The sequence below is a fragment of the Pseudoruegeria sp. SK021 genome (assembly GCF_002119405.1).
Lineage (GTDB): Bacteria > Pseudomonadota > Alphaproteobacteria > Rhodobacterales > Rhodobacteraceae > Meridianimarinicoccus.
In genome coordinates, this window is sequence record NZ_MTBG01000032.1 from 12,871 (window position 1) to 35,386 (window position 22,516).

Here is a 22,516-nt window from a genome sequence, read left to right on the forward strand (position 1 = left end):
ACGAATTGGCCCTATTTCAGTTGAGATAAATTAAAAGTTCCGAAGACTTCGGCCCGAAGGCCCCGGTCTGGCTTAGCCGGGCGCAGCAAGGCTTTGCAGGGTGCGGATCAGGGCCGAATGGTCGAGGTCGCCGTCCCCACGACCGATGGCCGCGCTCATCAATTGCTCAACCATTGCCGTATTGGGCAGCGCGATATCCAGCGAGCGCGCGGCATCAACCGCCAACCCCATATCTTTGCGATGCAAAGCGATGCGAAATCCGGGCCGGAACGTTTCGGCAATCATCCGTTCGCCATGGACTTTCAGGATGGTGCTGTCAGCAAATCCTCCCAGCAGTGCTTCGCGAATGCGGGCCGGGTCAGCCCCGGCGCGACCGGCAAGAAACAGCGCTTCGGCCACGGCCTGAATGGTCAGACCGACGATCACCTGATTGCAGACTTTCGCCGTTTGTCCGTCACCCGACGGTCCAACATGGGTAATGCGTTTACCCATCAATTCAAGCAATGGCAGGGCGCGGGCAAACGCCGGTTCGGTGCCGCCAACCATGATGGACAGGGCTGCATTTTGCGCCCCAGCTTCGCCACCGGACACCGGTGCATCCAGCCATTCCCCACCCGCGGCTTCGATCCGTGCGGCGAAATCCTTGGTGGCCACGGGCGAGATTGAGCTCATATCGATGACCAGTGTGCCGGGCTGCAGCGTCTGCGCGACGCCGTTGTCGCCGAACAGAACCTCGTCAACATCAGGGGTGTTCGGCAACATCAGGATCACCACCTCGCTGTCGCGGGCGACGGCTGCCGGACTGTCCATCGCCGTGCCGCCCTGATCAATCAGCCCCTGCGAGATCGGCTTGACCCGGTGCAAGGCCACCGTGTGCCCTGCCGCAATCAGATGCCCCGCCATCGGACGTCCCATGACCCCTAGCCCGATAAATCCAATCTTCATGTTCGGCTCCCCGTTTTCATCCAGCCAAGGCTAGCCGATGTGTCAGCCAGCGGTTTGTATTCACATCCCACCCAGCCCGCATAGCCGCTGGCATCAAGCGACTTAAACAGGAAGGCGTGGTTGATTTCTCCGGTCCCCGGTTCGTGACGGCCGGGGTGATCGGCGATCTGCACGTGGGAAATTCGGTCCTGCAATCGCGCAAAGGTCGGGACCAGATCGCCCTGCATGATCTGCGCGTGGTAGAAGTCGTATTGCAGCCAAAGGTTGTCTGATCCGACGGCTTGAATGATCCGCATGGCATGATCGACCCGGGCGCAGTGGAACCCGGGAATGTCCCGCGTGTTCACCGGCTCCAGCAGCAGCCGCACACCCGCCTCCTGCATCCGCGCCGCCGCAAAGCGCAGGTTCTCAATCATAGTGGCATCCAGCACATCAGGATCGGCGCCATCCGGGGCGATCCCGGTCAGGCAATTCACTTGGCCGCATTTCAGCGCTTTGGCATAGTGCAACGCGGTCTCAACGCCCTTGCGGAATTCCTCGGTCCGGTCCGGCAGACACAGGATGCCGCGTTCGCCACCATCCCAATCGCCGGACGGGACATTGAACAGAACTTGGGTCAGGCCCGAGGCGGCCAGCGCCGCCGCGACCTCTTCTGCCGGATAATCATAGGGTGCAAGATATTCGACGCCGGTAAAGCCATCTTGGGCCGCAGCTTGGAACCGGTCCAGAAACGGCAGGTGGGTATAGAGCATCGAAAGATTGGCACAGAATTTTGGCATATCGTCCTCAGGTTCAGGCAATGAATTTGGTGCGGTGCAGCATCCGCCGGTCACGGGGATCGGGGTTGGGCACCGCAGAAATCAGGCTTTGGGTGTACGGATGCTCAGGCGCGGTGCAGATCTGCTCCGCAGCGCCGGTTTCGACAATGCGCCCCTGATGCATCACCGCGACCCGATCACAGAAGTATCGGACCACCGAAATATCATGCGCGATGAAGATAAAGCTCAGATCGAGCCGTTTTTGCAAATCGAGCAACAGATCCATCACCTGTGCGCGGATCGACACATCCAATGCCGATGTCGCCTCGTCGGCAATGATGATGCGGGGATCAAGGGCAAGGGCCCGGGCGATGGAAATACGCTGTCGCTGGCCGCCTGAGAAGGCATGCGGATAGCGTTCCATCGCACTGCGGTCGAGGCCGACCATTTCCAAAAGGGTGCCGACCCGCTCTTCCAACGCCGCCCCTGTCAGGGCCCCCGAGACCACCAGTGGATCTGCAATGACCTGTTTCACGGTCATACGCGGATTGAGCGACGCGAACGGGTCCTGAAAAACCAAGCGCACTGCCGAGCGAAACTGCCCAAGTTCCGGCGGCCTCATCTGCAAGACATCCTGTTCAGTCGGGGCACCGCGCCACAGGATGCGGCCTGACGTCGGCTCCATGATGCGCAAAAGCATCCGGCCAACGGTGGTCTTTCCGGATCCGCTTTCCCCCACGATGCCCAGATTCTCGCCGGGCCACAGGTCAAGCGATACGTCGTCCACCGCTTTGATGGAATAGGTCGGCCGCCCCCGCCAGTCATGACCCCCGAAATATTTGCTCAGGCCGTGGACCGACAAAAGTGGCTTGCTATCGGTCGCGGGCGGGACCCGTTTCGGGGCGGAATCCAATTGCAAGGTCGCCGCCAGAAGCCGTTTGGTATAGGGATGCTGGGCCGCGTGAAAGATGGCGTCCACCGGCCCCTGTTCGATGATTTTGCCCCAGCGCATGACAGCGACGTCATCAGCCACTTCGGCCACAAGCCCAAGGTCATGGGTGATCATCAGCATCGCCATCCCTCGCGAGGCCTGAAGCCGCCCAATCAAATCCATGATCTCTGCCTGCGTGGTCACGTCCAGCGCCGTCGTCGGCTCGTCGGCGATCAGGATGTCGGGATCACAGGCCAACGCCATGGCGATCATCGCCCGCTGCCGCATGCCGCCCGAAAACTCGAACGTATAGCGATCTGCCATCTTCTCAGGCTGCGCAATTTCCACCTGTTTCAACAGGTTCACCGTCTCGGCCTTGGCTTCGGCTTTTGTCATCTTGCGGTGCAGCAAAAGCGCTTCGACAATCTGCGCGCCAATGGTGCGAACCGGCGACAGCGACGACATTGGCTCTTGAAAGATGAGGCCAATTCGGCCGCCGCGGACAGCGCGGATCTCGCGGCTGTTGGCGGCCATGCGGTCCAAGTGCAACGGCCCTTCTGCGCTGTTCAAGGTGATGGTGCCGCCGCTGACCCGCGCCTGCGGATCGATCAGGCGCAACAGCGCCCGCGCCGTCACCGATTTGCCCGAGCCGCTTTCGCCGACAAGACAGAGGGTCCGGCCCGGATGCAGGTCGAAACTGACGTCGCGGACGGCGTGCAGCACATGGCTGCGCAAGTGAAAATCGATACTCAGGTTGCGCACCGACAGAAGCGGGAGGGGGGTGTCCTGTGTGTTCATGTCGCGTAAGGGTCTGCGGCGTCGCGCATACCATCTCCAAGAAAGTTGAAGGCCAGCACCGTCAGCACAACCGCGCCGGACGGCCAGATCAGCAGCCAAGGGGCCGTGGCAATCGTGCGGATATTCTGGGCGTCCTGAAGCAACACGCCCCAACTGATGACCGGCGATTTCAATCCGATCCCAAGGAAGGACAGCGCGGTTTCAGCCACGATCATCGTCGGGATCGCCAAGGTCACCACCGCAAGAATATGCGAGGTCAGCGACGGCAGGATATGCCGAAAGATAACCCGCATTTGGCCAGAGCCGTCCAGAATGGCTGCCGTCACGAAGTCTTCGCTACGCAGGGCGAGGAAGCGCCCCCTGACTTCGCGGGCCAGACCGGTCCACGCCAGAAGTGACACGATCAACGTCACCATGAAATACACCTGAAGCGGCGACCAAGCGATCGGCACCGCCGCTGCCAAACCCAGCCAAAGCGGGATTGTCGGCATCGCACTGATGACCTCGATCAAGCGCTGGATGGCGATATCCGTCCAGCCGCCAAAATAGCCCGATAGCGCCCCAAGCGTTACGCCGATAATCAGGCTAGAAATAACGCCGATCAGCCCGATTGACATGGAAATCCGGGTGCCAAAGATCAGCCGGCTGAGCAGGTCCCGCCCCAGACTATCTGTGCCCAGAAGGTTCATTGGCTGCGTCGGGTCGAGCGGCCCCAGCAGGTGGGTGTTCATCTCAAACAGCCCCCACAGTTTGTAGGGCACGCCTTCAACGAACAGGCCGATTGGGATCACGTTGGCGTCGTCAATCGCAAAGCTCCGCCGCAGCGAGGCTGGATCAACCGTCATGGCATAACCTTTGACATGCGGCTCCCAGTGCCGGGTGCCATCTTCGCCAGTGACGAACAGGGAAATGTCCTGCGGCGGCGCATAGGTGAACGTCGGCTGCGCCAAAGTCGGCGAGGTTGGCGCAAGAAATTCGGCGAACAGTCCAATGGCATAGAACAGCAGCACGACGATCCCGGCAAAAACGGCGACCTTATTGCTGAAGAACCGCCTGCGGATCAGGGTCCATTGACCAGAGATGGCGATGGCGTCCGGGTTCTGTCCGGGCCTGAGCGGACTGACCGCCGGGCCGGTTTCTTCGCCATCAGATGGCAGGATCATGAAGGTCGGGGTGGGGTGTGTGTCGGACATCAGGTGAACCGTATGCGAGGGTCAAGGAGGGCGAGCAGCAGGTCCGAAACCAGCATTCCGATCAGGGTCAGAACCCCCATCAGCAGGATAAAACTGCCTGCTAGGTACATGTCTTGGCTGATCAGCGCGCGCAGCAGAAGTGGTCCGGCTGTGGGCAGATTCAGCACAATGGCGGTGATCGTCACACCCGAGATCAGTTGCGGCAGCACCCAGCCAATGGCCGAGACAAAGGGGTTCAGGGCAATCCGAACCGGATACCGCATGATCACCTCATACTCCGACAACCCCTTGGCCCGGGCGGTCACGACATAGGGCTTCGACAGCTCATCGGTCAGGTTGGCACGCAGAATCCGGATCAACGCCGCGGTGCCGGAAGTGCCGATAACGATGACAGGGATCCACAAGTGTTTCAGCAGGTCCCAGACCCGGCCCCAAGACCAGTCAGCACCGACATATTCGGGCGAATACAAACCCCCGACGCTTTGGTCGAAATACTTGTAGCTGACATACATCAACGTCAGCGCGAGGATGAAATTCGGGATCGCCAGACCCAGAAACCCAAACAGCGTCGCGATATGGTCACCGATGGAATGGCGCTTGACCGCAGAATAGATGCCAATCGGCAGGGACACGGCCCAAACGAACAGCAAGGCTGCCACAGAGATGGACAGCGTGGCACCCATCCGATCCCAGATCAGTTCGCTGACCGGGCGCCCCCATTCAAAGGAATAGCCGAAATCGCCGCGCAGAATGATCCCCGAGATCCATTTCCAGTATTGCACGACCATAGGATCATCGAGGCCGTAATTGGCCCGCATCCGGGCAATTTCGGTCGCGTCGACCGTCTGGCCGCTATCAGCCATTGAGGCAAGCAGCGACGTCAGATAATCGCCCGGCGGCAACTGAATAATCACGAAGGATATAATTGAGATCCCGATCATCGTCGGGATCATCAATAGGATCCGTTTAAAGACATAGCCTAGCATCAGACTGTCACCCTCCAACTCAGGTGGACCGCTTCCAAAATGTTGATCGTGGGCACCGTCACGACCGCACGTCCGTCGCGCAGCTCTGCCGGCACCTGTTGTCCGGCGATGACGAGACGGGCGTCCACCTCTTGGGCGCCAGACGGCAGCGCGATCGACACCTGCACCGGCCCAACCGGATACACTTCACGGATCGGGGCCTTGAACATCATCGGGTTGGCAAGGTTCACCAGCGTGACCAGCCGGGTGGTCGCCCAGGAACGCACGCCGACATCAAACACGCCCTGCCCCGCCACTTCGACCATCGACGAACCGCCAAGGGCCCAGCGGACAGCGTTTTCAACCAAGCGCTGGTGATCTTGGGCCAGAACCTCCCAGAACGTGGCCCCGATGTTCCACGGGATATGCACCGTCCGCCCGCCTGCCCCGGTGTCGCGGGTGATGACCGCAGGCGCAGTTGCAGGGGCGCGCGGATAGACTTCTTCCATCGGCAGATCTGGAAACGCCGGCACATAAAGGAAGGGCGTCTGAGTGTCCGGCCCCGCCGCCACCTCTGTCAGACGCAGGCCGCCGATGATCCGTTCCGCGCCGTCGTAGCCGTCGTTCAGCGGGTGCGGATCCGAGAGTTCAACATAGGTGTTCTTCAGCGGCCCTTGAGCAGGTCCAACGCGCCGGGTTCCCAATACGGGCCCTAAGGCGCAATCGTCCCGGACCGTCCCGTCCGCGTCCGCCATCGCGCTTTCACCCGCAACAATCAGATTGCCACCCCGGTCCACCCATGCGGCAATCATTGCGCACTGACTGTCGGACAGGCAGCGCGCGTTGGGCAGGATCAGCAGCCGGAACCGATCTAGAATATCCGCCGTCATGGCGTGATCCGAGACAAATTCGAACGACAATCCCGCCTCGACCAGCGCGTGGCAGAAGCCCTTTTCATCGGCTTCCGCCGCATCACGGTCGGTCCAGTCGTACAACCGCAAGGTCGTGGTCGCGTCGAGAATTGCGATCTCGCAATCCGGTTCGGTCAGGTTAAGCAATGGCTCCAGTTTGGCATGCAGATCGAACGCTTCGGCCACCGGCGCGATCCAACGGGGGTCTGGCACCACACCGTTGAATTTGGTGAACCATGGCAGCATCCCATGCGCTGCGCCGTCCGCGATCCAGGTCGCGATCTCGGGCCCGGTGGTAACAGAGTCCTTCCAGCGGTGTTGCGGCTCTTCCGGGCCAACCGAGGTAATCAATACAACGGGACGGTCGCGGAAAGTCGCCCGGATGCGCTTGGCATTGCGGCCCGCCATCCAGACCGGCTCCAGCCCGTGACGCCCTTGATGGTCGACAACCAGAAAGGGGCAATGCGCCTCAATCGTCTTCAGGTCGAATTCCATCAGCGATGCGCCGCCCATATTGGGAATGAAGCTGGCATTGGACCGAACAGACTGAACGGCCCGGTCCCAATCGACCACCATATGGGTCAGCCGTGTGCGCCGCCACGCAACCCATGCCCGCCAGCCTGCATCCGCAGGGTCACTCCCCCGCGGCAACTCATACCCCGAGGCATCACGGAAGCGCCGGGCGCAGCCGTCGCAATAACAGATCCCATGGCCCTGCCAGCGGTTGGCGAACACCGCATCAATGTCATAGTCCCGCACGATTTCTGTAATGATCTGCGGCATGTATTCCGCATTGTAATCGCCATAGGCGCAGGTCACCCACACATCCGGATAGGCCCAATGACGGCGCGGCTGGCCAGCGGCGTCCACGGCGACCCATTCAGGATGGGCTTCGGCGGCGTCGGCATGAATGGCATGCGGGTCAACCCGCGCCATCACATGCATGTTCAGGCCGCGCGCCCCCTCGACCAGTGCCCCGAACGGATCTGTCTCGCCCAGCCAGGCACTGCGGTAATGATACGGCACTTTCGTCGGGTAGTAAGCGATATACCCGCCAGCGCTGATACAGGTGGCATTCGACCCTGTGCGACGGAATATATCGATCCATTCCTCGACATTGAATTTCTCGGGATCATCTTCGGCCAGCGTCAGCTGGGTCCAGCGGGTTGCGCCGCGATACCAATCAGGCGCGCGCAGGTAACCAGCCGCGTCGACGCGCGGCAGACAGGTCGTGTCGGGCATAGGTACAAAAATCCGGTTGGAGATCGGCGCGCGGATCAAGGCCGCGCGCCCTTCAAAAGCTTATTCTTTGAAGAATTGTTCAGGCCGCGATGGGCCCGGTGTCGGCCAGCCGAAACTGTTCGGCATCACAGGCATGGTGTTGACCATGTCATTCTTCACAATCCCGTACCCATCCGGCGGCAGCGACACACCGAAGACAAGGAACTGATCTGCCGCAGCCTGAAGGATTTCGGCCATTGTCGCCATTTGGTCCTCAGGGTTACCAGACGACAGCAGGGTGCGATAGCGGTCTTGTTGGTCCTTAATCTCTTGCGGCGGTTCAATCGCATTGGGATTGTCGGGGGCCGAGAAATACAGCGCCCAGCCCGGCGCATAGATCGAGTTGTTGTTGAACGGCACGAAATAGCGCGGATCCAGCATCGCCGCGATGCCCGAGTTGGCGCCAAATTGGTGCGCGGTGGCGTCAAATTCGCGGCCGTTGCGCACCCGTGTTTCCCACAAGGATCGGTCCATGGTGCGGATCTGCGCATCGATGCCCACGGCCTGAAACATCGGAATGGCCAGTTCGAACATATCAATGAAGGTCGACCGGACCTGATCGATCTCAAAGACGATGGTCAGCCGTCGCCCAGCCGGATCCAGTCGGTACCCGTCGCTGTCCCTTTCAGGCACAATTCCGTCCAGCAGTTCATTCGCCAGTTCGGCATCGTACTCGATATGCTGCGTTGCCAGCTGCTCATTGTACAGCGGATCGCCTTCGAGAATGGATGGCTGGGCCGGCTTGCCTTGCCCAACGAAGACGGCGTCGATCAGGTCCTGACGATTGATCGCATGAGACAGGGCTTCGCGGAACGCCCGCGTGTTGTACAGATCGCGCTTCACCTCATCGACGTGGTTGAGGTTAAGCTGGAACACCATGACATTGGCGGCGCTCTCTTTCAGGGTAAAGAGGTGATAGTTGCCTTTGTCCTGCCCCTCATAGATCACCGGTTTGTTGGCCGGGGTGGCGATATACTGATCCATCATATCGACCTCGCCCTGCAACGATTTCAGCAGCAGGACCTCGGGGTCGGAGACCATCTGATAAACAACCCGGTCGAAATAGGGCAGTTGCGTGCCCTCGGTATCCACCTTGTGGTAATAGGGATTGCGTTCAGCGATCGCCCGTTCGGTGTCCTCGCCCGGCGCAGAGGTAAACTTCCACGCGTTCAGTGTCGGACGCGTCGAATTCTGGTAGTGGATATTGTCTTCGTCCAGCCCGTGTTCCCGGGCGAACAATGCCACCCAACTTTCGTATCCGCGTTCCTTTGCCAGCTCATTCGCCTGCGGATTGTATCTCAGGTGAAACTGCTTAAGATAATGGGCCGGTGCTTTGGTAAGGCGATCCTGATTGGCCCAGGCGATGCTCTGCGCGAAAAACCCGTTCGGCTCGGCAAAGACCACCCGGAAGGTGGTTTCGTCCACCACCTCTAGCTTGCCGACCTCGCCGCCCGCCTGCCAATAGCCTTGGCCAGACCCAGACGGCGCATCGGGATCTTGGAAAATGTCTTCATAGGAGAAGCGAATGTCTTCTGTCGTGAACGGATGACCGTCGGACCACTTGTGACCTTTGCGCAGGTGGAAGGTGTAGACGGTGGAATCGTCGTTCACCTCATAACTTTCGGCAACGTTTGGTTCGATGCCGGTCCAGTCGGGCGTGAACCGCAGCAGCGGCTCATAGCCCTGATACCGCACCAACATCGACAGTGACCCGCCGCCCACCAGTGCGTGATTCCATGTGCCGCCCTGCTGACCAGGCCGATCCGTTGGCGTGATCACAAGCGGGTTTTCGGGCAATCTGTCTTCCAGCGGCGGCAAAGCCTCGCCTTGGGCGAAGGCCGGAATGCCAGCAAAGCCAAGCCCCGCCAGTGCTGTGGTCGAAGCGATGAAACCGCGTCTGCTAATCCTGTTCACGATGTTCCTCCCAGAACGTGTCCCCAGTTTTCATTCCTAAGACTGTCGTTATGCAGACTTGTTAGGTAAAGCGTTATGTGAAATAAATTGTTTGTTATTGAAAATAATTTGGTAAATCCGCACTAATCGAGAAGCCTAACTCTTTGCTGCACTGCAATATACTGGAGAGACCAACGTGACCAAGGTGACCCTGCGAATCATCGCTGAAGAGACCGGCCTGTCTAAATTCGCGGTGTCGCGGGCCCTTGCGGGGAAAGAAGGCGTCAGTGAAACCACCCGACGCCGCGTTCAGGACGCGGCCGACCGTCTGGGCTACACCCGTCCATCCCGGACCTTTCAGAAAACCATTGGCACCATTTTTGACGAGGCCGATCACATCAACAGCGAGATGAACGTGCAGATCCAAAACGGGCTGCAAAGTGAAGCTCAGCGGCTTGGCTATTCCATCCGGGCGCACTGGATGTCGGGCGAGGCAAATCTGGGCAGTTTTCTGGACAGTTGCGCCGCTCTTCTGGTCGTGAACGTCCAGCGACAATCGACGCTGGCGAAAATCCGGGCCTGCGGCAAACCCGTTGTCTATGGTGGCTGGGTCGATCCCTTAGAACAGGTCGACGCGGTTGGCGGCACTGACCACGAAGCAGGCGTCGCCGTCGGCCGCTATCTTCACGGCCTCGGCCATCGGGAAATCGTCTATGTCCGCGGCGACGTTGACCTGTTGGGACGTCGTCGGCGTCTGCACGGGCTGGAAGAGGTGGTCAGCGCCACGCCGGGCATGCGCGCCTATAATTTGACTTGGGATGAACACACCACCTTCACCAGCGAACTGGACAAAATTATCGCCAATGGCGGGCGACCAACGGCGTTTTTCTGTGGTCACGACAATCTTGCTCTGGCTGCGTACACCGATCTGCTATCGCGCGGCTTGCGCATTCCCAGTGACGTGTCCGTGGTCGGGTTCGGAGATTGCAGCGCCGCGCATCAAGTCAGCCCCGCTTTGACGACCGTTCAGATCCGAGGCCAAGAATACGGCCGCGTGGCAGTCCGCAGGCTGGATCGGCGCTTGCGAAATCCAGAGGCATCCTGGGTCCCACTGCGCATGCTGGTGCCCAATGTCCTGATCGAACGCGGATCGGTCGGCCCGTTAAATCCGGCTGGAATCAATTTGGCGGTGTCGAAAACGTCCTGACCCGACGGCCCATTCTGACAATCACACGGCGGCCCCGATCAGGGCCGCCGCAAAACACCCGCCTCAGACGTAGCGGTTTACAAGGTTTTCAAGCCGTTCCTGCCGTCCCGAGCGCGGCGCAGGGTTCACGCCCTCGGCCTCGACACGGGCGGCGATCTCGTCAAAGCCCCCGGCAAGCATGGCCTGCGCCTCGGCCCCGTCCCACCCTGCGTAACGTGCCTGCCGGGCCTCTTCGAGCTTGCCGTCTTCCAGCATCTTCACCGCCGCCTTAAAGCCGGCTGCGCAAGCGTCCATACCGCCGACATGCGCAAGGATCAGATCCTCGGCATCCAGCGACTGACGCCGCAACTTGCTGTCGAAGTTGGTGCCGCCGGTGGTGAAGCCGCCCGCGCGCAGCACCTCGTAATAGGCCAGCGCCATCTCGGGCACATTGTTGGGGAATTGATCGGTGTCCCAGCCCGACTGATAGTCGTTGCGGTTCATGTCGATGGAGCCAAAGATCCCCAACTCGCGCGCCAGCGCCAGCTCGTGCTCGAAGCTGTGACCGGCAAGGATCGCGTGGCCCTGCTCGATGTTGACTTTAACCTCTTTCTCCAGACCGAAATCCTTCAGGAAGCCATAGACCGTCGCCACGTCGTAATCGTACTGGTGCTTGGTCGGCTCTTGCGGCTTCGGCTCAATCAGGATGGTGCCGTCGAACCCGATCTTGCGGGCGTATTCGACAGCTTGGGTTAGGAACCGTCCGGCCTGCTGGCGCTCGCGCCCCATGTCGGTGTTCAGCAGGGTTTCATAGCCCTCGCGCCCGCCCCAAAGCACGTAGTTCTCGCCGCCCAACTGGTGGGTGGCGTCGATGCAGGACTTCACGGTTGCGGCGGCGAAGGCATAAACCTCGGGGTCGGGGTTGGTCGCGGCCCCCGACATATAGCGCCGGTGCGAGAACAGGTTGGCGGTGCCCCACAAAAGCTTGGTGCCGGTCGCCTCCATCTTGCCTTGGAAGTAGTCGGTGATTTCGCGCAGGTTGCGGGTGTTTTCGGCAAAATCCGCGCCCTCGGGCCGCACGTCCACGTCGTGGAAACAGAAATAGGGCGCATCGAGGATCTCGAACATTTCAAAGGCCACATCGGCCTTGAACTTGGCCTTGGCCATCCCCTCGCCGAACCAAGGCCGATCGAAGGTCTGCCCGCCAAAGGGATCGCCGCCCTCCCACGCAAAGCTGTGCCAATAGGCGACCGAGAAGCGCAGATGCTCCTTCAGTGTCTTGCCCATCACCACCTCGTTCGGATCGTAGTGTCGGAAGCCGTAATCGTTGTCACTATCGGCGCCCAAATGGCGGATCGCCGGGATACCTTTGAAGAACTCAGTCATGGTGTTCTTGCCTTTCACTTGTCTGTCGTGCGGCTGGCCCAGACCAGTCCGCGGCGGAGGATCTCGCGCATTTGCGGCACCGCGAATTCAGCGGCTTGGTGGCCCAATGCCGAATAAAATACCCGGCCCAGACCGTGCTGGCGGGTCCAGACCACCGGCATCACGGTGCCAGCGGTCCATGGCGCGTGGCTGCCATCGAAGGTCGTGGTCGCAAGCACATCGTTACCGGGATCCACATGCATAAAATATTGCTCGGAATGGTAGTCGAAATCGCCGATTCCCTTCATCAACGGATCCTGCGGCTCGGCGATCTCGATGCGGTAGTCGATGATGTTGCCGGGATGGGCCACCCACTGGCCGCCCACCATGAATTGATAGGCCGGCGCATCGCGGAAGGTATCGCCCATGCCGCCATGAAAACCTGCAAGGCCGGTGCCCGCCTCAATCGCTGCACAGAGCCGTTCAAGCGGCTCCTTTTCGATGCTGACCTGCGTGCACAGCGGCACGATCAGATCGAATTCTGACAGATCAGCCTCGCCCAATATGGTCACGCCGGCCTCGGACCGAACTTCGAACCCTTCGACCCGAAGCATCTCGGCCACGACGGCGGCGCAGGCCTCTGGCTCGTGCCCCTCCCAGCCACCGTGGAAAATAAGTGCGTTGCGGGTCATGCCGCTTCCTCCTGCAATGCGATCTCGCCAGTGCCAAGGCCAGCGGCCAGCGGCGCAGGCCGGTCGCAAGACGTGGTCATCTCGACGGCCCTGCCCTCTTGGGCAGAGCGGTGCATGGCCTCCATCACCTCCAGCGCGTGCAGCGCCAGATCACCGCTGGCGCAATGGGCGCGGCCTGAGCCGATAGCATCCGCCATCTGCGCCAGACCGAGCCCGCGATAATTGCCGTCGCCATGGCCGTGCCGGATCGCCTGACCGCGCCATTCGCCGTCTTCAAACAGCTCAACCGTGCCGTCAAAGCGGTTGGGGTCAGGGATCGTCATCGACCCGTCGGTGCCGTAAAGTTCCAGCGGTCCATGCCGGTGCGCGCGCACGTCAAAGCTGGTGGCGATCTGCACCAGCGCGCCCTGCTGGAAACCCAGCACCCCCGCCAGATGAGTGTCGACCTCGACCGGCACGTGGCTGCCGGCGCGCGGGCCGGTAGCGATCTCGCGCCGGTCGCGTGCGCGCCCACCAAAGGCGGTGACGCGTGCCACCGGCCCCAGCAGGTTCACCATCGCGGTGATGTAATAGGGGCCCATATCCATCATCGGGCCGCCGCCGGACTTGCTGTAATAGAAATCCGGGTTCGGGTGCCACGCCTCGTGACCGGGCACCATCAGGGTCGCGCTGCCCGCGACAGCCCGGCCGATGCGCCCGGCATCGACCAGTGCCCGCGCGGTCTGATGCGCCCCACCAAGGAAGGTGTCGGGGGCACAGCCCAGTCGCAGCCCCGCCGCCTGCGCCGCCGCGTTCAGTGCCTGCGCCTCTGCAAAGCCCCCCGCAAGCGGCTTTTCCGAATACACGTGCTTGCCCGCTGCCAAAGCCCGATGGCCGATCTCGGCATGGGCGGCGGGAATGGTCAGGTTGAGCACGATGTCGATATCTTCGCGCGCCAACAGCCCGTCGACCGACAGCGCGTCGATGCCGTATTCAAGCGCCTTGGCCTGCGCCGCGTCGGCCCGCAGATCCGCGACGGCGCGGATTTCGAACTGCGGGAACAGCGCTGCGTTCTTTAGGTAGATGTCGCTGATGACGCCGCAACCGACAACGCCCACCCCCAGACCGTTCATGCCACGTGCTCCATGCGGTGCCCGTCATGTCCGAAGTAGTGCAGGTTCGCAATTTCAGGCGACAGTCCCAGCCGCTCACCCGCCTTGAGGCGCATATGCCCCGGCAGCCGCACGATGATTTCGCCCAGACCTTCGGCATCCATATAGGCGATGGTGTCAGCGCCAAGGGTCTCGACGACCTTGGCGGCGGCCCGCCACTGCCCGTCGTCGGCAATGTGCAAATGCTCGGGCCGGATGCCGACGGTCTTTACATCGTCCCGTTCAATGGCACGCCCCGGCAACAGGTTCATCTTGGGCGAGCCGATAAAGCCCGCCACGAACTCGGATGCCGGGCGGTCGTAAAGCTCCATCGGCGCACCGACCTGCTGGATGCGACCATCCTTCATCACCACGATCTGATCGGCCAGCGTCATTGCCTCGACCTGATCGTGGGTGACGTAAATCATCGTCGCGCCAATCGACTGGTGCAACTGCGCCAGCTCGACCCGCATCTGGGTGCGCAGCGCTGCGTCGAGGTTGGACAGCGGCTCGTCGAACAGGAACACTTCCGGGTTGCGCACAATCGAACGGCCGATGGCCACCCGCTGACGCTGACCGCCCGAAAGCTGGCCCGGCTTACGGTCGAGGTAGGGTTCAAGCGACAGGATGCGCGCCGCCTCGGCCACCCGGGTGGCCCGCTCGGCTGCGGGGACTTTGGCCAACCGCAGGCCGAAATCGATATTCTGCGCCACCGTCATGTGCGGATAAAGTGCGTAGGATTGGAACACCATTGAGATGCCCCGATCCGAGGGCTCGGCATCGGTGACGTCCGTGCCGCCGATGCGGATTTCGCCCGCGCTTGGGCTTTCCAGCCCGGCGATCATCCGCAAAAGCGTGGACTTGCCGCAGCCCGAGGGGCCGACCAGAACCGTGAAAGAGCCGTCGGGCACCTTAAGGTCCAGACCCGGGATCACGGTGACCCCACCGAAGGACTTGGTGATGCCTGCCAGTTGAACGTCAGCCATGATCGGCCCTCCTTGTCAGGCCCGCCATCAGCGGGGCTCGTAATGAAAGTTCAGGAAATCGGCGTGCAGGCCGCGCCCCGAGGTGTCATGCGCAGCCATGCCAATGAAGGCGCCGGTGAAGTTGTTTCCGGGCCCGTTGCCTGCTTCGTCCGAGATTGCGGATTGATCCAGTGCGATGCCAAGATCGGTCCAGTCGCCGCCCTCGACCGCATAGCGAAAGCGCAAAGTCATGCCATCCACGTCACAGCCCAGCCGAATCGTGCCGGTCGCGGGCAGGTCGATCGGGGCAGGCAGCGGCTGCTCCATGCGCAGCATCGGCCAGTCGGCGGGGCAGCTCATCACCGTCAGCTGACGCTGGCCTGCATCGCCCGCCGTGACCGCGAGATAGTGAAACTTGAACCCGTTATACCACGCCACCAGACCGGCGAATTGCTGATAGGTCTCGGGCGCAAAGTCCACTTCCGTCTCGGCGGCAAAGGCGATTTCGGTCTGCCGCCGCGCGACCAGCGCATGCTCGAAATGCGATCCGGGGGCCTCGCGGCCAAACAGCCGCAGCGCGCCGGGGCGGGCGTCAAGCGTGAACAGCCGCGCACTGTCGGGCGTGCGCAGCCACTGAAACTCAGGCGGCAATGCCCCGGGCATGAATGCAGCCGGGCCAGTCCCCGGCGCAAAGCGATGCGCGGGCAGATCCGGCGCGGGCGCGGTCGGGGCCGGCACGCAACCACCATGGGCCAAGCGCGGGAATTCCCCGGCGGTCCAGACCAGTTTCTGAATTGCGGTTTCGCGGCCCAACGGCGAGCGGCGCGCGTCTTCTTCATGGATGCCAACCACCCGGCCCGGCGCCGCGCCGCGCGTCGCATCAAGCGGGCGTGAGCACAGGTGGACGAGGTATTGCTCACCAGTTTGGGTCTCGACAATGTCGGCGTGTCCGGCGCGCTGAAGATAGGCCTCTGGCGCGTCCTTCGAGGTCAGCAGGTGCTTTTCGGGGTCGGTCTCATAGGGGCCGAACAAATCGCGGGACCGGGCCATGGTCACGGCATGCTCGTAACCGGTGCCGCCTTCGGCGGTTAGCAGCCAGTAATAGCCGTCGCGCTGGTAAAGATGCGGGCCTTCGGTGAGCTTATGATCGGTGCCGCGGTAAATGTTGTGCACCGCGCCCACCAGCCGCTGCTCGGCCACAGAATATTCCTGACAGACGATGCCGCCGAACTTGTCGCCGCCCTGCTGGCGATGGTCCCAGATCATGTTGACCAGCCACTTGCGCCCATCCTCGTCATGAAACAGCGACGGATCGAAACCCGATGAGTTCAGATGCACCGGATCAGACCAAGGCCCCTCGATCGCGGGCGCGGTGACGAGGTAGTTATGGCTGTCCTTCCACGCCCCGTCGCGGCGCTTTACGTCGGAATAGATCAGCCAGAACAGCCCGTCGGCATAGCTCAGGCATGGCGCCCAGACGCCGCCTGAATCCGGATCGCCGCGCATGTCCAGTTGTGCCGCGCGGGTCAGTGGCCGGGTGACAAGTTGCCAGTTGGCAAGATCACGCGAATGATGGATCTGCATGCCGGGGAACCACTCGAAGGTCGAAGTGGCGATGTAATAGTCCTCGCCCACCCGAAGGATCGACGGATCCGGATTGAAACCGGGCAGGATTGGGTTGTGAATATCGGTCATTGGATCATCCCTTGACGGCACCGCCGGTCAGGCCGGCGACAATGTATTTCTGAGCTGCGAGGAAAAAGACGATCGCAGGCAGGATCGTCAGTGTCACGAAGGCCAGCGTGCGGTTCCACTCGGTGACGTACTCTCCCCGGAACTGCATCATGCCCAAGGGCCAAGTGAAGGCCTCGCGCGAGTTTAGCACCACAAGCGGCAGCAAGAAGTTGTTCCAGCTTTGGACAAAGACAAAGACACCCACGGTGGCAAGGATCGGCGTCGAAAGCGGCAAGGTGATTTGCCAAAAGAAGCGCACGTAACCGCAACCGTCAATGCGCGCCGCCTCGAACAGCTCTTTCGGTAGTTGATCAAAGAAGGTGCGAAACAGCAAGATCGCAAGCGAGAGGCCAAAGGCCGTTTGGGGCAGGATCACCGCCCAGTAGGTATCCAGCAGGCCAATGTCGCGCACCTTGATGAACAGCGGCAGGATCGCGGTGGCAAAGGGGAACATCAGCCCCAAAAGCATGTAGGAAAACAGCATGCGCGAGCCAAAGAAGCGGATCTGCGCAAAGACATAAGCCGCCGCTGCCCCGACCAGCAGCGTCAACACAACCGTGCCGGTCGAAATCAGCAGCGAATTGCCCAAGTAGCGCCAGAAGGCCGGATCAACGAGGATCGAGCCATAGAAGCTGACATTCCAGTCTTGCGGCAAGGCGAAGGCATTCATGCGCAGTTCGGCGTTGGTTTTAAAACCGCCAAGCACAGTGGCCAGCATCGGTGCCAGCACAAAGCTGGCCACCACGCACAGGATCGTCACACGCGCAAGATTGCGCCAGAAAGCTGCCCGGCTCATGGTCGTGATCCCTTCATGAAGAGGCGCTGATAGAACACGGCCACAAGGATAGCGGCGAGGAACAGCAGCACGCCCACGGCACTGCCGAAACCGATTTTCAGCCGGGTCAGGCCAAAGCTGTACAGGTAGGTGACAATGGTTTGGGTCTGGTTCGACGGGCCGCCATTGGTCAGCGGAATGATCACGTCAAAAACCTGCAGCGCACCGATGATCGCGAAAAATGCGCTGACGATTATGGCCGGGCGAATTTGCGGGATCTGAACGTAGCGCACGATCTGCGGTCGCTTGGCACCCTCGATCTTGGCCGCCTCGATCAGGTCCTCAGGCACCCCTTGCAGAGCGGCGATGTAGATCATCATGTGAAACCCGAAATACTTCCAAACGATCACCGTCATCACCGCGACAAAGGCCCAGTCGCGGTCGGCCAAGATGAAAAAGCTTTCCTGCCCCATGGATCGCGCAATTGAAGCGGTGACGCCGTAATTGCCGTCGAAGACAAAGCTCCAGATCAGGCCAGCGGCCACCTCGGCAAGGATGTAGGGCACGAAGAAAATCAGCCGGAACAGCGCGTTGGTCGGCGTCTTGCGGTAGATCAGCAAGGCGAGAAACAGCGCCAGCGGCATTTGAATAAAAAGCGATACGGCAATGATTTTCGCCGTATTGCCGACCGCGGTGTGAAACACGCTGTGATCTGCGATCCGTTCGAAATTGCGGAGGCCCACGTAGTCCTCGGGCGTGCCGTAGCCGTTCCAATCGAAAAAGGCATAATAGCCCGATTCCGTCAGCGGCAGGATCACGAACAGGCTGAACAGGATCAGTCCCGGCGGCAGAAGGATCGCGATGGCGGTAAGCCGACTGGATCGGGCACCGTGCCAGAAGCGGCGCGCGGGACGCGGCGTGCGGGTATTGAGCATTTGCATGGACTGCGCCTACGTATCGGAGAGAAAGAGACGCGCGCCCGTGAGGACGCGCGTCGGGGAGGAACCTCTCAGCGGAAATCCCAAGCCTCTTGGACCTGCGCTGCCGCTTCCTCGGGCGTAATGACGCCCTGTGCCAGATCGGCCGAAATGTCGTTCACCGTGGCGCCCACCGAAGCCCCGAGGAACTGGTCGAGGAAAATCTGGTGATAGCTCGACGCGGCGATGTCCTGCGCGACCTGCTGGAAGAACGGATTTTCCAGCGCCTCACCGGCCCCCTTCACGATTGGGATAAAGATGCCCTCACGCGCGACTTCTTCTTGGTGATCGCGATTGAGCATGAAGGTCAGGAAATCGACCGTCCCGGGCGCTGCGTCCGACGTCACGGCCCAGCCATTCATGCCGCCCAAGGTGACGCTGTCACCGCCCGCAGAGACGGGGTCAACGATCGCAGGAAAAGCGATGATGGCCAGTTGGTCGTCCGGCAGGCCCTCGCCGCTTTGCGACCGCCCCCGCATCGGCAGATAGTCCCACTCGCCCATCAGGTGCAACGCTCCCGCCCCGTCGGCGAACATGCCGCTGGCGGTTTCATAAGTCGTGCCCATGAACCCCGGCTGGAACGGCTCGAGATCGGTCAGCATTTGGAAATCGGCACCGGCCGCCACGAATGGCGCGGCCTCAAAGCCGCCATCCGCGCCCGCCATCGCCGCAATCACGACATCTGGACCACCTTCGCGCAATGCCAAGTAGCTCCAGTAAAAGTGCAGCGGCCACTTGTCCTGACCACCGACAACGATCGGGGTGACCCCGGCGTCCTTCATGGTCTGCACCGCCACCAGAAGATCATCCCACGTCTTGATCGCGGTGTAATCGACACCCGCCTGCTCGGTCAAAGCAGTGTTGACCCAGAAGACAACTTCGGTCGCATAAAGCGGCAGCCCGTGCAGCGCTCCATCCACGGTATAGGCCGTGAGCGCGGCATCGGGGAAAGTGGCCCGCACGTCCTCGGTAAGATCGCCCGAGATGTCTTTCAGAAAGCCTGCCTCGGCTTGCTCGACGATGGTCTGGCCGCCCCAGCTGTAGAAGATGTCCGGCCGGGCATCGGATTGCAGCAAGGTCGGCAGTTTGGACTTGTAGGCCTCGTTGGCAATGTATTCGAACACCACATCGACATCGGGGTTCTGCGCCTCATAGGCCGCCTCGACCCGGCCATAGAAGGCTTGCTCGGCAGCGCCCGGTTGTACCCGCAGCACGCGGATCTCTTCCTGCGCCAGAGCGGCGCCACTCCAGGCTGCGCCCGCCATCAAAGCCGTCGCCATCACAATTTTCATCGGTATTCCTCCCAGAATAATGCCGATCACGGATCCACGTCGATCCCGATTCTGCCGTATTTGAGCAACGTACATCAAAAATTGCCGTGTGCAAGTAAATCGTCATAAAGCGCATATTAGGGAAGATTGTCGCGCAGAAAGATCTCCGTATGGATAAGCCCGGTCCGCGCATCGATCGGCACTGCCTCGATCAGATTGCGCATAATGACCAGCGCACTCGCCACTTCTTTATGGATATCCTGCTGCAAAACTGCGTCAAACACCCCATCCTGCAGCGCCGCGCGGGTCTGCGCGGTCAATTCATGAACGACCACCCGCGGCCGCGCGGCGACATCGATCCGATCCAATGCCGCACGCAGGCCATGATTGCCGCCGCCAAGATTGTAGACGCCGACGATATCTGAATTTTCCCGAAGTACGTTAGTCAAAAGCGCATCAACACGTGCAGCCTCATCGCCGCCCTCCACCGGGGGCAGCAACCCCAGTTCCGAAAACTCTGCATGCATGACCTGTTCGAAACCGAGCCTGCGCTCGACATGATCGCGCACCAGCATCGAGCCTGCGACAATCGCGATGCGGCCCGCCCGGCCTTGGCAAAACCGACCCAGAAGTCCGGCGGCGGTGCGCCCGGCCGAGACATTATCAATGCCCACGAAATATCCGCGCGCCGAAGCCGAGAGGTCCGACACCAGCGTGACGACCTGTATCTCGGCGGCGCGCAACTCTGACACCGCCTGCCGAACCTCGGCTGATTCCGTGGCAACCATCACAACCCCGTCGGCCCCAGCCGCGCGGGCTTGGCGCAGTGCAGCCGCGAGGCCACGCCCATCAAAGGGCGGCACAAGGGTGACAGTGATTTCGGTTCGGTCGCGCCGGGCGATCCGCGCATGGGTCTCAAGCTCGGCCGCCAGATTGCGCATAAAGCTGTTCGGGCCGTCGGGGATCACGAAATGAATATTATAGATCCGCTGGCGGGACAGGTTGGCGGCCATGATGTCCCGCTCAAAGCCCAGTTGCGCCATCGCCGCGCGCACCCGCTCTTGAGTGACCTTGCGCACGCCGTCGCGCCCGTTCAACACCCGGTCGACGGTGGAAAGGCTAACATTGGCCACGCGCGCCACATCATTCACGGTCGGTCGCGACATATGACAGCTCCCCTCGATCCCTCTGACTCTCGGTTAGACCAGCCTCGGCAGATCGACAACGGGGTCTGTCCGAAATTTCTGATGTCGGAAAGGTGCGCGCCCCCTCAGCCCCGACAGGGCGCAAGCGCCGCAAGCAGGTTGCGGCTTAGTGCATCGCTGGTGCTTTGGGGTCTTGCGCCTTCGCGCCCATCGCACAACAACGGCCCGAACCGACATGATCAGGAGGTGCCAATGACGGCCGATCTCATCGACGGAAAAGCCTTTGCAGCAACAATCCGTGCGCAGGTGGCGACCCATGTGGCGCGCCTGAAGGAAGAACACGATCTGACCCCCGGGTTGGCGGTTGTTCTGCTCGGCGACGACCCTGCCAGTCAGGTCTACGTCCGCTCCAAGGGCAAGATGACCACCGAAGCGGGAATGACCTCGGTGCAGCACCTTCTGCCTGCGACCACCGGCCAAGACGAACTGCTGGAACTGATCGCCACGCTGAACGCGGACCCGGCGATCCACGGCATTCTGGTGCAACTCCCCCTGCCCGCCCATTTGGACGAAGCGCTGGTGATCAACGCCATCGCCCCGGACAAGGATGTAGACGGCTTTCATATCTCAAATGTCGGCCTGCGCGGCACCGGCCAGCGGTCAATGGTGCCCTGCACACCGCTCGGATGCCTGATGCTGCTGCGCGACCGGTTAGGAGATCTCTCGGGCCTTGAGGCTGTGGTCATCGGGCGGTCGAATATTGTTGGCAAGCCGATGGCATCGTTGTTGCTGGGTGAAAGCTGCACCGTGACCACGGCCCATTCCCGGACCCGCAACCTGCCCGACGTTGTCCGCCGCGCCGATATTGTCGTCGCCGCTGTCGGGCGACCCGAGATGGTGCAGGCCGACTGGATCAAACCGGGCGCGACCGTGATCGACGTTGGCGTGAACCGGATTGCGACGCCAGAGGGCGGAACCCGTCTGGTCGGCGATGTGGATTTCGCAGGCTGCAGCGCCGTCGCCGGGGCGATCACACCGGTGCCCGGCGGCGTTGGCCCGATGACCATCGCCTGCCTGCTGGCCAATACCCTGACCGCGTGTTGCCGGGTGAACGGCTTGCCGGAACCCGACGGCCTGACCGCCTAAGGCCCCCCTTCCCGTCTTACGGACGCCCGCCGGGTCTAGGCGGGCGTCCGGTTCCTGCCCGGACCCTCGGCGCCTTGACGCTGACCCTAAAGCGTTTCTGTTTTAACCTGAAACATATCCGGCGGCCTTGAAGTAGTTCCAGCATTCTTGAGGGTCGTATAGATCGCAGATTTTTCCGATGGCATCGAACACGTCGGTGAATGTCCTAGCCCCGATCCGGCGAAGATGGGCTTTCAGCTTGGAGAATGCCTGTTCGATGGGATTAAGGTCAGGCGAGTATGGCGGCAGGAAAAGGAACCAGCATCCATGCGCCCGCAGTGCATCTGCGGCCTCCTTGTTTTTGTGGGTCGCCAAGTTGTCCAGTATGACGACTGTTCCGGGCTCAATTTCTGGCACCAGAACTTCGCGTACATAGGCGGCGAAGGCAGGGCCATCCATGGCACCCTTTATGACCC

19 protein-coding genes are annotated in these 22,516 nt (G+C 61.3%); 2 read left to right on the forward strand and 17 right to left on the reverse strand.

The features are described from left to right. Positions 1–72: 72 nt before the first annotated feature. From BV911_RS15310 to BV911_RS15340, 7 genes are read right to left on the reverse strand one after another with little or no spacing between them, the layout of a single operon-like run. Positions 73–945 (reverse strand): 2-hydroxy-3-oxopropionate reductase, encoded by an 873-nt coding sequence (locus BV911_RS15310; protein WP_086054491.1) that lies wholly within the window; start codon positions 943–945, stop codon positions 73–75. Beyond that, on the reverse strand, positions 942–1,724 hold the full coding sequence (gene hyi / locus BV911_RS15315) for a hydroxypyruvate isomerase (RefSeq protein ID WP_086054492.1): 783 nt from the start codon (positions 1,722–1,724) through the stop codon (positions 942–944). Before hyi ends, BV911_RS15310 begins: the two co-directional genes overlap by 4 nt. Before the next feature lie 13 nt (positions 1,725–1,737). Beyond that, entirely contained in the window at positions 1,738–3,432 is a 1,695-nt protein-coding gene (locus tag BV911_RS15320) for an ABC transporter ATP-binding protein (protein WP_086054493.1), read from the reverse strand. Beyond that, positions 3,429–4,625 carry an ABC transporter permease gene (locus BV911_RS15325; protein WP_240512272.1) on the reverse strand — a complete coding sequence of 399 codons (1,197 nt, stop codon included), beginning with the start codon at positions 4,623–4,625 and terminating at the stop codon, positions 3,429–3,431. The genes BV911_RS15320 and BV911_RS15325 overlap by 4 nt, the downstream gene beginning before the upstream one ends. Then, a complete protein-coding gene (locus BV911_RS15330) occupies positions 4,625–5,611 on the reverse strand; it encodes an ABC transporter permease (RefSeq protein WP_086054494.1) in 987 nt (328 codons plus the stop codon). Before BV911_RS15330 ends, BV911_RS15325 begins: the two co-directional genes overlap by 1 nt. After that, a complete protein-coding gene (locus tag BV911_RS15335) occupies positions 5,611–7,743 on the reverse strand; it encodes an alpha-amylase family protein (protein ID WP_086054495.1) in 2,133 nt (710 codons plus the stop codon). The genes BV911_RS15330 and BV911_RS15335 overlap by 1 nt, the downstream gene beginning before the upstream one ends. 60 nt (positions 7,744–7,803) lie before the next feature. Then, a complete protein-coding gene (locus tag BV911_RS15340) occupies positions 7,804–9,696 on the reverse strand; it encodes an ABC transporter substrate-binding protein (RefSeq protein WP_086054496.1) in 1,893 nt (630 codons plus the stop codon). 175 nt (positions 9,697–9,871) lie between these two features. Here BV911_RS15340 and BV911_RS15345 point away from each other — a divergent pair, with 175 nt between their 5' ends. Then, positions 9,872–10,882 (forward strand): LacI family DNA-binding transcriptional regulator, encoded by a 1,011-nt coding sequence (locus BV911_RS15345; RefSeq protein ID WP_086054497.1) that lies wholly within the window; start codon positions 9,872–9,874, stop codon positions 10,880–10,882. 63 nt (positions 10,883–10,945) lie between these two features. On the opposite strand, the gene xylA is transcribed toward BV911_RS15345, so the two are convergent. From xylA to BV911_RS15390, 9 genes are all read right to left on the reverse strand, one after another. Further along, positions 10,946–12,247: a xylose isomerase gene (gene xylA / locus BV911_RS15350; protein WP_086054498.1), complete on the reverse strand. Its 1,302-nt coding sequence runs from the start codon at positions 12,245–12,247 to the stop codon at positions 10,946–10,948. 14 nt (positions 12,248–12,261) lie between these two features. After that, complete coding sequence (locus BV911_RS15355; protein WP_086054499.1) at positions 12,262–12,918, reverse strand: ThuA domain-containing protein; 657 nt, start codon at positions 12,916–12,918, stop codon at positions 12,262–12,264. Continuing rightward, positions 12,915–14,030: a Gfo/Idh/MocA family protein gene (locus tag BV911_RS15360; protein WP_086054500.1), complete on the reverse strand. Its 1,116-nt coding sequence runs from the start codon at positions 14,028–14,030 to the stop codon at positions 12,915–12,917. The genes BV911_RS15355 and BV911_RS15360 overlap by 4 nt, the downstream gene beginning before the upstream one ends. Next, complete coding sequence (locus BV911_RS15365) at positions 14,027–15,034, reverse strand: ABC transporter ATP-binding protein (protein WP_086054501.1); 1,008 nt, start codon at positions 15,032–15,034, stop codon at positions 14,027–14,029. Before BV911_RS15365 ends, BV911_RS15360 begins: the two co-directional genes overlap by 4 nt. Positions 15,035–15,061: 27 nt before the next feature. Continuing rightward, complete coding sequence (locus tag BV911_RS15370) at positions 15,062–16,708, reverse strand: glycoside hydrolase family 43 protein (RefSeq protein ID WP_086054502.1); 1,647 nt, start codon at positions 16,706–16,708, stop codon at positions 15,062–15,064. Between the two features lie 4 nt (positions 16,709–16,712). After that, a complete protein-coding gene (locus tag BV911_RS15375; protein WP_086054503.1) occupies positions 16,713–17,543 on the reverse strand; it encodes a carbohydrate ABC transporter permease in 831 nt (276 codons plus the stop codon). Continuing rightward, positions 17,540–18,463, reverse strand: a complete 924-nt coding sequence (locus BV911_RS15380; RefSeq protein ID WP_086054504.1) for a carbohydrate ABC transporter permease — start codon at positions 18,461–18,463, stop codon at positions 17,540–17,542. Before BV911_RS15380 ends, BV911_RS15375 begins: the two co-directional genes overlap by 4 nt. 68 nt (positions 18,464–18,531) lie before the next feature. Next, positions 18,532–19,791, reverse strand: a complete 1,260-nt coding sequence (locus BV911_RS15385) for an ABC transporter substrate-binding protein (protein ID WP_086054505.1) — start codon at positions 19,789–19,791, stop codon at positions 18,532–18,534. A gap of 116 nt (positions 19,792–19,907) precedes the next feature. Beyond that, the gene (locus tag BV911_RS15390) at positions 19,908–20,936 is read right to left on the reverse strand and encodes a LacI family DNA-binding transcriptional regulator (protein WP_086054506.1); all 1,029 of its coding nucleotides are present in this window, start codon (positions 20,934–20,936) and stop codon (positions 19,908–19,910) included. 231 nt (positions 20,937–21,167) lie between these two features. Here BV911_RS15390 and BV911_RS15395 point away from each other — a divergent pair, with 231 nt between their 5' ends. Beyond that, complete coding sequence (locus BV911_RS15395; protein ID WP_086054507.1) at positions 21,168–22,061, forward strand: bifunctional methylenetetrahydrofolate dehydrogenase/methenyltetrahydrofolate cyclohydrolase; 894 nt, start codon at positions 21,168–21,170, stop codon at positions 22,059–22,061. A 102-nt stretch (positions 22,062–22,163) separates the two neighbouring features. Here the strand turns inward: BV911_RS15395 and BV911_RS15400 are convergent. Further along, positions 22,164–22,516 (reverse strand): transposase (locus tag BV911_RS15400; protein ID WP_139840109.1); only part of this gene is annotated, 353 nt, incomplete at its 5' end.